General features: G+C 52.7%; 9 protein-coding genes. 7 read left to right on the forward strand and 2 right to left on the reverse strand.

What is annotated here, in order from left to right:
- Window positions 1–233 precede the first annotated feature (233 nt).
- Both D7M11_RS29900 and D7M11_RS29905 read left to right on the forward strand, forming a co-directional pair.
- Complete coding sequence (locus D7M11_RS29900) at window positions 234–1,532, forward strand: ABC transporter substrate-binding protein (RefSeq protein WP_158606903.1); 1,299 nt, start codon at window positions 234–236, stop codon at window positions 1,530–1,532.
- 137 nt (window positions 1,533–1,669) lie between these two features.
- Window positions 1,670–3,682 carry a glycosyl hydrolase family 28-related protein gene (locus tag D7M11_RS29905; RefSeq protein ID WP_158606904.1) on the forward strand — a complete coding sequence of 671 codons (2,013 nt, stop codon included), beginning with the start codon at window positions 1,670–1,672 and terminating at the stop codon, window positions 3,680–3,682.
- A 103-nt stretch (window positions 3,683–3,785) separates the two neighbouring features.
- On the opposite strand, the gene D7M11_RS29910 is transcribed toward D7M11_RS29905, so the two are convergent.
- Window positions 3,786–4,691: a helix-turn-helix domain-containing protein gene (locus D7M11_RS29910; RefSeq protein WP_158606905.1), complete on the reverse strand. Its 906-nt coding sequence runs from the start codon at window positions 4,689–4,691 to the stop codon at window positions 3,786–3,788.
- Between the two features lie 417 nt (window positions 4,692–5,108).
- On the opposite strand from D7M11_RS29910, the gene D7M11_RS29915 reads away from it, so the two are divergent.
- The 4 genes from D7M11_RS29915 to D7M11_RS29930 all read left to right on the forward strand — a co-directional run bounded on the left by D7M11_RS29915 (window position 5,109) and on the right by D7M11_RS29930 (window position 11,217).
- Window positions 5,109–7,424: a helix-turn-helix domain-containing protein gene (locus tag D7M11_RS29915; RefSeq protein WP_120750946.1), complete on the forward strand. Its 2,316-nt coding sequence runs from the start codon at window positions 5,109–5,111 to the stop codon at window positions 7,422–7,424.
- Window positions 7,425–7,642: 218 nt separating this feature from the next.
- Complete coding sequence (locus D7M11_RS29920; protein ID WP_120750947.1) at window positions 7,643–9,268, forward strand: type 2 periplasmic-binding domain-containing protein; 1,626 nt, start codon at window positions 7,643–7,645, stop codon at window positions 9,266–9,268.
- 98 nt (window positions 9,269–9,366) lie between these two features.
- Window positions 9,367–10,326, forward strand: coding sequence for an ABC transporter permease (locus D7M11_RS29925; RefSeq protein WP_120750948.1), 960 nt, complete (start codon window positions 9,367–9,369; stop codon window positions 10,324–10,326).
- A gap of 12 nt (window positions 10,327–10,338) precedes the next feature.
- The gene (locus D7M11_RS29930) at window positions 10,339–11,217 is read left to right on the forward strand and encodes a carbohydrate ABC transporter permease (protein ID WP_120750949.1); all 879 of its coding nucleotides are present in this window, start codon (window positions 10,339–10,341) and stop codon (window positions 11,215–11,217) included.
- An 89-nt stretch (window positions 11,218–11,306) separates the two neighbouring features.
- Here D7M11_RS29930 and D7M11_RS29935 read toward each other — a convergent pair whose 3' ends face one another.
- Window positions 11,307–13,181, reverse strand: coding sequence for a NosD domain-containing protein (locus D7M11_RS29935; RefSeq protein ID WP_158606906.1), 1,875 nt, complete (start codon window positions 13,179–13,181; stop codon window positions 11,307–11,309).
- A 283-nt stretch (window positions 13,182–13,464) separates the two neighbouring features.
- On the opposite strand from D7M11_RS29935, the gene D7M11_RS29940 reads away from it, so the two are divergent.
- Window positions 13,465–14,364 (forward strand): AraC family transcriptional regulator, encoded by a 900-nt coding sequence (locus tag D7M11_RS29940; RefSeq protein ID WP_158606907.1) that lies wholly within the window; start codon window positions 13,465–13,467, stop codon window positions 14,362–14,364.
- The last annotated feature ends 65 nt before the right edge of the window (window positions 14,365–14,429 follow it).

A 14,429-nucleotide genomic window follows, 5' to 3' on the forward strand; every position in this document is an offset into this window, starting at 1 on the left:
GCAAATAGCTTTGTTCCTATGTCGGCCTATCGACTAGGGGCAGGGCTATTTTTCGCATTCGGCTTGTACAATTGAACAAAAAATTACTTAGTATCCGGCAAGATCATCCGTTGGTCGCGAGCGGTGCGATTGTTATGATGAATAGGGAGGAGGGCACAGATGATGTCATTCACCGATGAAGTACAAAGAACGGCTGGAACAAAAAATTGAAGGGCGATAGGGGGACGATGGTTTTGTTCAAAAAAAGCGCGGCCATTTTAGCAGGTTTTGCCTTATTGTTTGAAACCGCTTGCGGGAGCGGAGGCGGCGGGGGCGGCGCTTCGCCGGTCAAGCCGGAAGATAAGCCGCCGGAGCCGGTGCAGCTAGTCATGCTGCAGGACGGGGCGACGATTACGGACGAGGAGTTCGAAAATTTCATCGCGGGTCCGGTTCATGCCAAATATCCGCATATTACGGTAACGATGCTCCGAAACACGAAGGGGAAGGACGGGCTCGGCACTATGATAGCGTCCGGCGATTTTCCCGACTTCATCCTGACCGTATATCCGTCAATCAAGGTGTTCAAAGAGCTCGGCACGGCTTACGATCTGAACGATCTGATCAAAAAGTACAATATGGATACCGGCAAATTCGATCCGTCGGCCATGCAAACGTCACTCGTATACGGCGAAAGCGATCATTTGTTTGCGATTCCATTCTCACTGAATTTCCTCGCGACGTTCTACAACAAAGATCTGTTCGACAGGTTCGGGGTCGGCTATCCAAAGGAAGGCATGACGTGGGAACAAGTCATCGGTTTGTCCAAAAGCTTCAGCAAAGTTTTGGAAGGCGTGCAGTACAGGGGGCTCGGTGCAATCCCCAGCGCTGGAGAGCTGAACACCCAGCTTATGCTGCCGTATGTCAACAAAACTACAAACAAGGTAGAGATCACGACGGACGGTTGGAAACGGATCATGCAGCTGATCCAGTCCGTGAACGATGTGCCCGGCAACAAGGGCGCCATTCTGGATCATTTCCTCAAGGATCAGACACTGGCGATGGTGGCCAGCTACGACGCCAGATTCGCCGCCTTGGAGAAGCTGCACGGTACGCCGAATCAGTTCAACTGGGACGTGACCCAGTTCCCGAGTCAAGCCGACCGGCCGAATACGAGTCTCACTTCGTCGGGTCACTTCCTGCTCGTTTCGTCGTTGAGCAAGCAGAAGGAAGCGGCGTTCCAGGCCATCCAGGTGGTGACCGGGGAAGAAGTGCAGAAGAAAACGACGGCGAGCGGAAGGTTTACCTCTCTTAAAGATGAAAATATTAAAGCGCTGTACGGCAAAAACATGAAGTCGATGGAAGGGAAAAATATTAAAGCCGTATTCAAAAGCGCTTTCGCGCCTCCCTTTACGCCGACGAAGTACGATGCGTTGGTCACTGTCCGTCTAAACGAAGCGGTCAAAAAAGTGATTAACGGCGAAACGGACGTGAACAGTGCTCTTCGCGAAGCGGAGGAAGCGGCGAGTAAAGACATTGCGGCCCAGCCGAAGTAACGACGGAGCGTAAAACGCAGGCGGTAGGTACCGAAAGACAGGAACAGGCGTCCCCTGTCTTTTCGCCCGACTTCCATGCATTCGTTTGTTGAATTCGATGAAATGTTTGCATGTTTACAAACATGGGAGGTAGGAAGATGAAGAAAACACTCAGCCGTAGACAAATGCTGGCTACGATCGGCATGGCTGGCGCTTCTCTCGCAGGCAGCGCCTTTTTGACTCATGTAACGGGGCATGCAGGCGGACCTGTCACCTCTGTAACTGGAGATACGTATGGCGCCGGCCTGCAAAAAAACGGGAACAAGCCTGTTACTTCTCATGAACTGGATACCATCCTGCAAGCGTATACAGAAACGGATTGGGTCCATATCCACGATATTGGCTGTGCGGGAGACGGCATCACGAACTGTTCCCCTAGCCTGCTCACCTGGCTTGCCGGTGTGCAAGATCATGCAACCCTTTACATTCCTGCAGGGACGTATGTATTTGCAGGCAATGTGACGATCCCCGGAACGGTTCGTCTGTTGTTTGACCATGGAGCCCGTTTCGCACCCGATGCCCAAACGACGCTAACGATCCATGCTGTGGTAACGGCCGGTTTAGATGCCATTTTTGCCGGAGCAGGACATGTGATCGGCTCTATGGGGGCGGAGCACGTGTATCCCCAATGGTGGGGAGCACAAGCAGACGGCGTCCATGATGATACAGCGGCGATCAATGCGGCCATTACCGCGGTATGGCAAAGCGGCGGCGGGACCGTCTTTCTTGCCGAGGGCACCTACTTGCTTGCATCCCCGCAAGGCTATGCCGACGCATTGATTATTCCACGCAGCAACGTCAATTTGATTGGCCAAAGCCACCTTTCCGTGTTGAAAGCTGCCGACCATTTAAATGACGGCCGTCGATACGGATGGAATATGATCTTCCCGGTCCAAAACGGAGATCCTGTAAACAACGTAACATTCCGCAACTTTAAAGTCGATTGCAACGGACAAAACAATCTCGAGGTCGAAACAAAATCGCACAAAAACGCCGCCATAGGCATTCCGGTCGGAAGTAATATTGTCGTCGATCAAGTCGCCGTGGTGAATAACGCTGGGCGGCAATGCTTTATGTTTGGCAGCAACCGCAACCCTGTTACGATTCGCAACCTGACCATTCAAAATTGTTTGTTCGATACAGTGGCGACTGCTGTTCCCGGAAATGTCCTGCAGAACGATCATAGCGCGATTTATGCACAGGCTGACGGCTGCATCATTGCCAATAATAAGTTCCTGAACCCGGTGAAGGATCAAATCGCCACCGCATTGGAAATTCACTGCTTGAATGCCCTTGTGCACGGTAACATCGTTCAAAACTATGGAAAAGGATTCAATATCGTGGCAACAGTCAATAATCACGTAAACACGATATACAGCCACAATGTGGTCAATGGATGCAACTACGCGATCGAGGTGTGGTGCCACGCGAACTTTACCATGGACCGGGTGCAGATCATCGACAACGTATTTGAGCAGTCCGTCTCGTCCCTTCCGATTATCAATATAAGTACGCAAACGAAGACAAAAGTGACATCGATGACCATTCGCGGCAATTCCTTCGTATCTACAGAAGCGGCATCGATGAACCGGGGGTCCGGCATTGTGGTCGGGAAAGTGGAGCAACTGGACGTTTCTCACAACAGATTCCAAAATTTGGCGGGACGGGCCATTGAGCTTGGCGTTATTGAACCGAACTTGACCTCGCTGCGATTCGATCATAATGAAATTATCGATTGCTGCCGCACGCAAAATCAGGGTTACAAAGGAGCGATTTCCTTACACAACTCGAACAAATTGAAAGCGCTTCGCATTTCGAACAACTGGATTGAAAATTCGAGCATTGGGCAGATGAGAGAAGGGATCAGAAGCAATGCCCATCTTGGCCAAGCCGAAATCACACACAATACGATTTTGAATACGGCGGTGCAAATCATGTGGGAAGACAGTGCCCAAATTGACTATCTCTGGATCGACCATGTCGGTACCGGAACGCCAGAAAATACTGTACGGGCATCCATTCCGAGCCGTTGGATCGATAAAAGCACAGGAACGGCTTGGACGAAACAGCTCGGCGGAAACTTGAAAACAGGATGGAGTGCCTCCTCCTAGCTGTCGATTGAACCCCGTATATCACCACCACATGTAAGTTGCATAGCTCGGCCCAAATACAAGAAGCTGGCTTCGGTTACATCCCGAATCCAGCTTTTGCCCTTTAGTCGTCATGCGGATCGAAGCTGGTTTGTCGGTAACTTTTTTTATACAACGAGGGCGATAAGCCTGTCTCTCGTTTGAACACTTTGCCGAAGTATTGAATATCGCAAAAGCCGGTTTTCCCGGCGATTTCCACGACGGTGTCGTCACTGTTAAGCAGCATTTTTTTGGCCAGCCGGATGCGGGAGGCGGTAATATGCTCCGTTAAGGTGACGCCCATGCTTTTTTTGAAAAATCTGCTGAAGTAGTAGGGGCTCATATTGACCAGCTTGCATAGTTCGTTCAAATAAAGCGGCTCGACGGCATGCTCCTCGATATAATCGAGAACCGGAGCGAGGATGGCGAACTGCCTCTCGACTTGCAATTTATGGATAGCGGGGTCCATTAAGTTTACTTTCCAGTAAAAACGAAGAATCGATACGATCATGCGGCTTACGTGCGACTGGATAATCGTCTCGTGGTACATCTCTTTCTCGGCATACTCGCGTATGGCCGCATCCATACACTCGCTTAGACTCGCCCATAAAGGGTGGGAGCGAGGGTATAGATTGTACTGATGCCCTCGTAAGTAGAGCGTATGCAAGTACATCGTGTCCGTACGTTCGCCCGGCTGCGTCAGAAACAGATTGTCGAATATCATCCCTTCGATTCGGGCATCCGCTCCCGATAACGCTTTGACGGAATGGATCTGACCCTTATTCACGAAAATGATGTCATGCTCGGTCGCGGTGAATTGGCAGTTGTCGATCGTAACGAGCACCGTTCCGCCTCTCACTCGGATAAACTCCGGCTCCTCGTGCCAGTGGGCGATAACCAAAAATTTGTTATTCTGCATGACGACGTGCGTAGTTTTGAACGGGAAGCGCTTTCCTTTTGTCGGGTCCTGCTTCAAGACGGGTTGCGACATGTTTCGCTTCTCCTCCCACGGCATCCGTTTTATACAGATTACCACTCGAAGGCGTTCGCTCCAACCGATGTCTGCCACTAAGATTTCATATTTTTATGCAAAATTGCCCAGGAAAGGCGATTTTTCTCCGCTGCACCCTTCGGATATCGATTTCTTGACCATTTTCTCGCTACGGAGGTTAGGGCAAAATCATACTTAATAATGCGGAGGGGATGTTGTTATCGTTTTGCTCAAGTTGTTTTACTGACAAACGGAAGACGGGACCGGATGGCGATACGAAATAAAGGGAATCGTAAAAAATCCGTATACAGGCACCGATCGTAAAAAAACACAGGTTTTCCTTCTATACCTCCGGGAATCGATATTCAGTATAATAAGAAATATGAAAGCCATTACATGCGGCGGGAGGCAGCCAGAATGAGCGGAAATCCGGTACGGCTTGGCAAACGAAGCGTAATTGTCACGTGGTTGATCTCCTATATTTCTGTGCTGCTGGTACCGATCATGATCAGCGGAGCGGTATACGCCGCTACCTGGCATGTCATCGAATCGGAGGTTAAACGCGCCAATGAGTCGCTGCTGTTGCAGACGGAGCAGGCGATCGATGCGAATTTGCGCGGCATTGAGCGGTTAAGTATGGAGATTGCGCTGAACAAGCAGGTAGCCGCCTTCATCAATGCGGCGAAGCCGCTGTCAGATAACGATTACTATGAGTTGTACAGCATCGCAAACGTCTTGAAGATATACAAGATGGCGAACGACTACATCGATCAAATATTCATTTATTATAAAAATAGCGACACGGTGCTGTCGACACGGGAGCATACCAATAGCCGCGGGCTGTACGAGATGATGCGCCAGCGCGAAGACATGAGCTATGCGGAATGGTCGGCGTTTTTCGATAAGCGGTATTTGCAGGAATATGCGCCGGTGCGGGTCAGGGACGGGAATCAGACGGAGAATGCCGTTCTGTACGCCAGATCGGTGCTGTTGGACAACCCCGAGCAGCCGGGAGCGGTCATTTTGTTCGTGATCAAAGATTCCAGACTGCTCGAAAATATCGCCTCCTCGAACGGGGCGCAGGTAGCGGTAGTCGATCAGATGAACCGGGATGTCGCTTCGACCGATAACGCAAGCGATGTCGCGGCCATCCCTTACGACCGGCTGACCGGGGACAGCGGCTTTTTTTACGACGAGAACGGGGACCGCAAGGTGGCGGTCTCTTACACAACGTCGGCGATCAACGGCTGGAAGTACGTTTCTCTCGTGCCTGCCGCCGTATTCGATGAGAAGATGGAATATATGAAGAAGCTCATATATGGCAGCGTCGGTCTGTGCATTTTGATCGGCGGGATCGTTGCATACTGGTTTTTGCGAAAGAACTACGTCCCCATCCACACGCTCATCCGGAATTTCGCGACCAAGTCGGGCCTTACGTTCGCTGGCGGTTCCAACGAGTATTCGTATCTGCACGACGCACTGAACAATACGCTAACCGAGAAGGAGAAGGTGGACCAGCGGCTGAAGCAGCATCGCAACGCGATCCGCTCGCATTTTCTTCAAGGCTTGCTGAAAGGCAGGCTTGACCGGAATGTGCCGGTGCACGAATCGTTCGCAGCCCACGATATTCGGCCGGTTTCTTCCCATTATGCGGTATTGCTGCTGCACATCGAGCATTACGGCAAGCTGGAGGACTCCGGTTATTCCGAGCCGCAGAAGGTCAAGCTGCTTCAATTTATCGTGATGAACGTCGTGGAGGAGCTTGCTTCCGAATCGCATCAGGCGTTCGCCACGGAGATGGACGACTCGCTTGCGTGTATCGTCAATTTCCGCGAACAGGCGGAGCCGGAAGCGCTGCTTAGGCTGGCCGAGCAGACGAAGCGGTTTCTGCTGGAACAGTTCCATGTGTCCTTGACGATTGCCATCAGCGGGATTCATCAGGATCTGTATAGCTTGCCCCGCGCTTACGAGGAGACGCTCGAGGCGATGGAGTATCGGCTGGTGATGGGCAGCGGCGAAGTGATTGGCTACGCTGATGTGCCAAAGGCCGCAGCCGGATGGACAGGCGGCTATTATTATCCGCTGCACGTGGAGCAGCAGTTGATCAATTTCGTCAAAACCGGCGATTATGAACGGGCCAAGGCTGCCATAACGGACATTTTGTCGCTTAATATGAAGGAAGCGTCCTTCTCGGTACCGTATGCCAAATGCTTCATGTTCGATCTGATCGGCACGCTGCTCAAGACGATGGATGAGATCGGCCCCGATCATAAGCGGCGGATTATGGAGCAGGCCGATCCGCTTAACCGGCTTATCGCCTGCGGGACGATCAAGGAGATGGAGCTGGAGCTCCGGGACGTGCTCGGACGGGTATGCCGCGCCATCGAGGAAGATCGCAAGATGGAGTCGAACCCGATCAGCCGCCAGGTGATGGAGTATGTGCGGGGGCATTATATCGACGAGAGCTTGAACATCTCGAGCATCGGCGAGGCGTTCGATCTGACTCCGTCCTACTTGTCCAAGCAATTCAAGGTGCAAACCGGCGAAGCGCTGCTCGATTACATCAACCGCACCCGGCTCGAAGCGGCCAAGGCGATGCTGGCGCAGCAGCCGCTGCCCGTGGCCGAAATCGCGCGCCAAGTCGGATACGGGGATATTAATACGTTTAACCGCATTTTCAAGAAATTCGAAGGCATCACACCGGGCAAATACCGGGAGGTATCCGGACAGTAAGGAGCCGCCAAAAGCCGCCCAGCGCGGCTTTTTAACTTTTAAAAGGCGAATTTCACTTTTTGCAGCATCAGTTTAGGTATTGAATAGTAACGATTGCGGGTTTTAACGGTGCAGTTCAAGTATTAACGATAGCCGGTGAAGCGGTTAACCCGCATAATGACATCAAGTGCAGCGACAAGGCACCGTCACTTACGAAACGAGCAGGGGGATGGGTTGGTATGGGGAAAACGAAATTCGACAAACGCACATTCAGTATTGCGATCAGTGTTGCGCTGGCTTCCACTTTGGCGGCCGCCTGTACGAAAGATGGAGGAGGAACGGGGTCCAAGGACACGGCGAAGCCTTCCACAGAGCTATCCGAGGCCGGAAAATATCCGATTAAAACGAGCGAAACGATCACTTCCTGGGAGCAAATCAACAATAATGCGACCACGTTTTTCTCCAATCTGGCGGACACGCCGTTCGGCAAGCGGCTCGAAGCGGATACCGGCGTTAAGGTCAAATATACGCACCCGGCCGACGGACAATCTAAGGAGCAGTTCAACCTGCTCATCGCTTCCAACAACTTACCTGACACGATCGAATACGACTGGAACTCGAGCTATCCGGGCGGACCGGAGAAGGCGATTGCGGACAAAGTTATTATGCCGCTGAACGATCTGATCGACAAGCATGCTCCGAATCTTAAGAAGCTGATGGCCCAGGATAAAGAGCTGGAGAAGATGCTCAAGACCGATAGCGGCAAAATTTACGTATTCCCGATGATCCGGCCGGAAAACGGACTGGTCTACCGCGGTCCGATGATCCGCAAAGACTGGCTGGACGAGCTGAAGCTGCCCCTTCCGACGACGATCGACGAATGGGAGACGACGTTGCGGGCATTCAAGGAAAAGAAGGGAGCTACAGCTCCGCTGACCGCAGCCTATAACAACGAGCTTAATTTGCAGGATGCCTTCATCGGGGCGTACAAAACGGCGAATCGGATCTATCTCGACGATGCCGGCAAAGTGAAATACGGCCCGGTCGATCCGCAGTTCAAGGATGCGCTTGCACTGCTGCGCAAATGGTATGCGGAAGGCTTGCTCGACAAAGATTTCGCGCTCAATTCCGACGGCAAAGCGTATGACGCGAAAATTATCGGCAACCAGTCCGGCGCAACGGTCGGGCTCCTGGGAGGCGGAATGGGCAAATGGATGGATACGGGCAAAAAGGCCGATCCGAAGTTCCAGCTCGTAGCCGCGCCTTATCCGACCTTGAAGAAAGGCGAGCGGGCGTTCATCGGCCAACGCGAGTTCAAATACGCTCCGGCGGCGAGCAAAGCGGTCACCACGGCGGCGAAAAATCCGGAACTCGTCGTAAAATGGCTTGATTATGCCTACAGCGAGCCAGGCAAAATGCTGTTCAACTTCGGGATCGAAGGCGACAGCTACACGTTGAAAAACGGCGTACCGACCTTCAGCGACAAAATTACGAAAGATCCGAAATACAACTTGCAGCAAATGGTTGCGCAGTATACGAAGCCGAACGGACCGTTCCTCGGCGACGAGAACAAATCGTTCAACACGTATCCGGAACAGGATGCAGCGATCAAGATTTGGGAACAGACGGATGCGGCCAAACATGTCGTGCCGACCTTCATTAGCCCTACAGTGGAAGAAAGCAAGGAAATGGCGAAGCTGAAAACCGCCATCGACAGCTATAAGGAAGAAATGTTCGTGAAGTTCGTAATGGGCAAGGAACCGCTCGAAAAGTTCGATGATTATGTGAAGCAAATGAAAGATATGGGCGTCGACAAAATGGTCAAAATTTATCAAGATGCGCTGGATCGTTATAACAAGCGGTAATAGGCGAACCATCGGCCAGACCGGGAGCGCGCCAGTTTATGCAGCGCCGCTCCCGAAAACGCCGAGACAGATAGGACCGGAGGGAGAGACCGACACCGATGAATACGCTAAATTCGAACACGACCAGCCTGACGCTTAACGCGAAGAAGCGGAGCGCCTGGGGACTGTTGAACGATATTCGCAAGAACAAGCTGTTGTATGTCATGCTGCTGCCCGTTTTGGCCTTTTACGTCGTCTTCCATTACGTCCCTATGTACGGCGCGATTATTGCGTTCAAAGATTTCTCCCCGCGCCTTGGCATATGGGGCAGCGACTGGGCCGGCTTGGATCATTTCCGAACGTTTTTTACAGGCGCCTACTTCTGGCGGACGATCAAGAACACGATACTGATCAGCTTCTATGAGCTGATATTCGGCTTCCCGGCTCCGATCATTCTGGCCTTGCTCCTGAACGAAGTGAAAAATTCGCTGTTCAAGCGCACGGTGCAAACGGTTACCTACTTGCCGCACTTCATTTCGCTTGTCGTCATTTGCGGCATTATTAAAGATTTTACGGTCAGCGGCGGCGTCATCAACGACATTATCGTCTTCTTCGGCGGCGAACGCGTCAGCCTGCTGCTGGAAGCGGAATGGTTCCGTACGATCTACGTATCGTCCGGCGTGTGGCAGCATATCGGCTGGGGCACGATTATTTTCCTTGCCGCTCTGAGCGGAGTCGATCAGGAGCAATACGAGGCGGCGCGCATGGACGGCGCCGGCAGATGGAAGCAGATGCTCCATGTCACTTTGCCGGGACTTATGCCTACGATCGTCATTCTGCTTATTCTGAACATCGGCCGGATGATGAATGTCGGCTTCGAGAAAATCATTTTGCTTTACAACCCGGGAACGTACGAGACGGCGGACGTCATCTCGTCTTATGTATACCGGGTCGGGCTTCAGGATTTCAATTACAGCTTCAGCTCGGCCGTAGGGTTATTCAATTCCGTCATTAACTTCGTGCTGGTCATTTTCTCCAACTGGATCAGCCGCAAGTTGAACGATACGAGCTTGTGGTAGGAGGGGTTGCCGATGAACCGAACGACTTGGCCGGAAAAAATATTCGATGCGTGCAACGTACTCTTTCTCGTTCTGCTGATGGCGGTAACGGTATACCCGGTGCTGTATGTCGCGCTTGCATCGATCAGCGACGCGGGGCGCATGATGGGACATCACGGCTTGCTGCTGAAGCCGCTCGGCTTCTCGCTCGATGCGTACAAGAACGTGTTTGACAATCCGATGATTCTGAAAGGATACGGAAATACGTTTTTCGTCGTTATCGTCGGACTGGCCTTCAATATCGTACTGACCGCTTTCGGCGCTTACGCGCTGTCGCGCAAAAGCCTCGGCTACCGCAAGCCGATCATGCTGTTTATCGTCTTCACCATGTTTTTTAACGGCGGACTCATTCCGTTTTACTTCGCGGTTAAAGGAGTCGGGCTGCTGAACAGTTTGTGGGCGCTTATTATTCCCCAGGCGATCAACACCTTCAATCTGATTTTGATGAAAACGGCTTTCGAAGCGATCCCGGACAGCCTGGAGGAGTCCGCCAAAATCGACGGCGCGAACGATTTCGTCATTTTGTTCCGCATCATTTTGCCGCTGTCGATGCCGGTCGTGGCCGTCATGCTGCTTTATTACGGCGTCAGCCACTGGAACTCGTGGTTTCAGGCGATGATCTTCCTGCAGGACCGTTCTATGTATCCGCTTCAGCTCGTGCTGCGCGAGATTTTGCTTCAAGGCGAAGTCAGCTCGATGCAGAGCGGCGCCGCCGCCGGCGATATCGCCATGCTGTCCGTCACGCTGAAATATGCAACCATCATCGTGGCAACGGTGCCGATCCTGCTCGTGTATCCGTTTTTGCAAAAGTATTTCGTCAAAGGCGCTTTAATCGGCGCAATCAAAGGATAGATCCCTGCATCACTCGCCTTCGCTCAGGCTGCCGGCCGCCAATCGGCGGCCTTTTCGCGTTTTGCGGGGCAAGGGATCTGCCGCCACTGTCACAACCGGTTCGCCGAGGCCGTGATCGTTCCGGTTCCGGCATCAAGGAAGGAAGCGGTTTCCCCGCCGTCCAGCAAGTCGTTGTTGATCGCAAAGTTTTGGGAGCTGGCCGCATCGGATATATTCAGTCCGTACCTCGGCCGAACGGTACCCGAGCCTTTGCGGGCGGTGTTCATCTGAATCGTGTTATAGCTGCTCATCTCCGCGATGAGTAGGTTGTCGTACGTGTTGTGGGCCTCTTGGCCATTTCCGATACATGTATTCGATAAGATTTGGTTCCACCCGGACTTATTTCGCAGCCACAAGCCTGCTTGCATATTGTCATTGCATATGTTCCCCTGCAGCTTGTTGTAGGAAGATTCCCACAGCTGAAGCCCGTAACGGTTGCGGACGATCAGATTGCCGGATACGTCGTTATGCAGGCAAGTCGCGCCGACGAGGCGAATGCCGAACTGATTGCCGTCGCACTGGTTGTCGGTCACGAGGCAATAGCGGGCATGCGTCAGATTGATGCCTTCATTTTGATTTCCTTTGCACAGATTGCTCTGAAAAAGGTTGTAGCCGATATCGGTCGCGCTCGTTCCTTCTACGACGATCCCTTTTGTTCCGTTGCCAAGCATCGAATTGCCGATGAACTGGTTATACTGGTTTTTGCCGGTCTTGGTATTTCCGCCGACCCGGATTCCCATGTCGGTATTGCCGCTGCAGCTGTTATACAGTACTTTGTTGTACGAGGCGCCCCGAATCTGGATGCCGCGAGTATTGCGGTCGCATACGTTGCCTTCGAGCAGATTGTCGCGGGCGTTGTCGGCGGTCGTGCCGTAGATGGCGATGCCGCTGCCTTTATTGTCGCTGCAGTCGCACTCCACGACCGAAAAGTCGCGAACGGCATCTCCTTCGTTCGGTTCGATATCGATGCCGCTTTGCGGCTCGACGCCGTTCGTGCGGATGAACCGGCTGCCGAAGGCGAGTCCGCCGATGCAGGAAGTAACGGACATGCCCTGCCGTCTGTTGTTCTCGCACGTCACGTGCAGGATTTGGATATTTTCGCAAGCCGCCTGATTGGAGCCGCTGTCGATACCGATATAGATGGCGTCACCCCAGCAATCCCGAATGACCGTGTCCCGGATCGTCACGTTGCGGCTGCTGCGGATCGAAATGCCCATGCCGTGTTCGCCTGTAGAAGCGAGATGCTCGTTGCGGTCGCCCATAATCGTTCCGCCCTGGATCGTTACACGGTCTTTGTTAATCACATTGACAATATGGTACAAATTCGCTGCGTTTGGTATCGCTTTCAAAATAGCGGCGGGCGATAACAGTAAGTTCGTGTTGCTGTTCGGCTTCAAAGCCACAAGCGCATTGATCATATAAACGCCGTCCGGCACCAGCACCGACCCGCCGCTCGCGGGAACGGTGTCGAGCGCCCGCTGAATGGCGGCCGTATCGTCCGTGCTTCCGTCGCCTGCGGCCCCGAACCACCTCGCATTAAGCGGCTCGTCTCCGATAACCCGCTTGAACCGGGCGCCCGCCGCGGAAACGACGATCGTTCCCGTATTATCCGCCGACGCCGTATCTCCCGGATCGTACACAAACCAGCCTTCCTTGCCCCTATCCGCCACAAAATAAAGCGTATCCGCATCGGGGGACGAATTCGTTCTAAGCTCGGCTATCGTGGTCTTCCGGCACCTGCAGCGGTGCAGCGGGTTGCACTCCTCTACGTCACCCGGTCCGTAGGCAGCGTTTATCACGGACAGACCATGATTTCCTGCCTTCGCCGCTAGCAAGCTGCTGTTCATAAATATCGCTGCCGCACCGGTAACGCCCAAAGAGGCGAGCAGCTTTCTTCTGCTGAGCTTGTCTTTTTCACCAATCATTTCAATTCCTCCGATCGTTTTATGCCCGGCTGCGCGAAGGGGGCCGGTTCTTTCGCAATAGGCTGAGAGCTTGCGGCGTTCGATGCAACGTTTACGTTCCCGCCTGAGGCCTATATGGCTCATGGTACCGTTCTTCGCCTTAGCGGCTCTATACATAATGGAACATGAAATTGATGTAATTCTATCCTCTTTTCAGGAAGTCACTATTGGAGGGGTGCGGAACAGAATGATTTTGTTATAATAAAATCAGGAAGATTAGCGGGGCACATGGGGGGACATGCGGATGGCACAACCGGAGCTGCTTGATCATCCGGCAGTTGGTAAGCGCTTTCCATTTCGGGTAACGGACGTTAGTATTCAGTTCGACGGCCATTTGGTCAAGCCGCATTGGCATGATCATATCGAGTTAGTCAAGGTTGTGAAGGGGCGTGTGCTCGTTACGCTCGATCAGGACCAGTTCGAAGCCGGCGAAGAGGACATCGTCTTCATCAACAGCCGGCAAATCCATTCGATCCGGTCGTTAACCGACCGGCAAGATCGCATCAACGGGATCATTTTCGACAAATTTTTTGTCACTAACTTTTTGGAGGGCTTCGACAGCATGCACGCCTGCCATTTGTTTGTGAGTGCCGGCGCCTGCTCGGGCCGGTTGTCGATTTCCCCGGGGGATCCGATTTGGAGCGACCTGAATGAAGGGATGGAAGCGGCCAAGCATGAGTTTAACGGCAAACGCCTTTGTTACGAAATGGCGATCAAGTCCAGCATATACCGAATATTGACGGCCGTTATCCGTTCTTACTGGCAGCCTGGCGCCCCGATTGCCGGAGCAATCGCGGGGAGAAACGAACATAAGCTCTCCTTGATCCGCCCGGCTCTGAACTATATCGAGGAGCATATTGCCGAACCTGTTTCGGTCGACGTTTTATGCAAAGCGAGTAATGTGAGCCCCAATTATTTGAGCCGGCTTTTCAAGGAGGTTGTCGGGGTTACGATTACGCGCTACCTTACCTCGACGCGGATTCATCTGGCCAAACGCATGCTGGCTGGTCGGGAGCTGACCGTTACCGAAATCGCTGAGAGAAGCGGTTTTTGCAACATTCATTATTTCGGGAAAAAGTTCAAAGAGGAGACCGGCTTCAGCCCTTCCGAATTTCGTTCCAATGTAAAAAAGCTTGAATTGTAGCGGCTGGAAGGCTAAGGAGTGTTTAACCTTTGAATGGCCCGAGTCCGAGGGCGGGAAGCGTCAAA

The organism is Paenibacillus ginsengarvi (assembly GCF_003626695.1).
In the GTDB taxonomy this organism is placed as follows: Bacteria; Bacillota; Bacilli; order Paenibacillales; family NBRC-103111; genus Paenibacillus_AB; species Paenibacillus_AB ginsengarvi.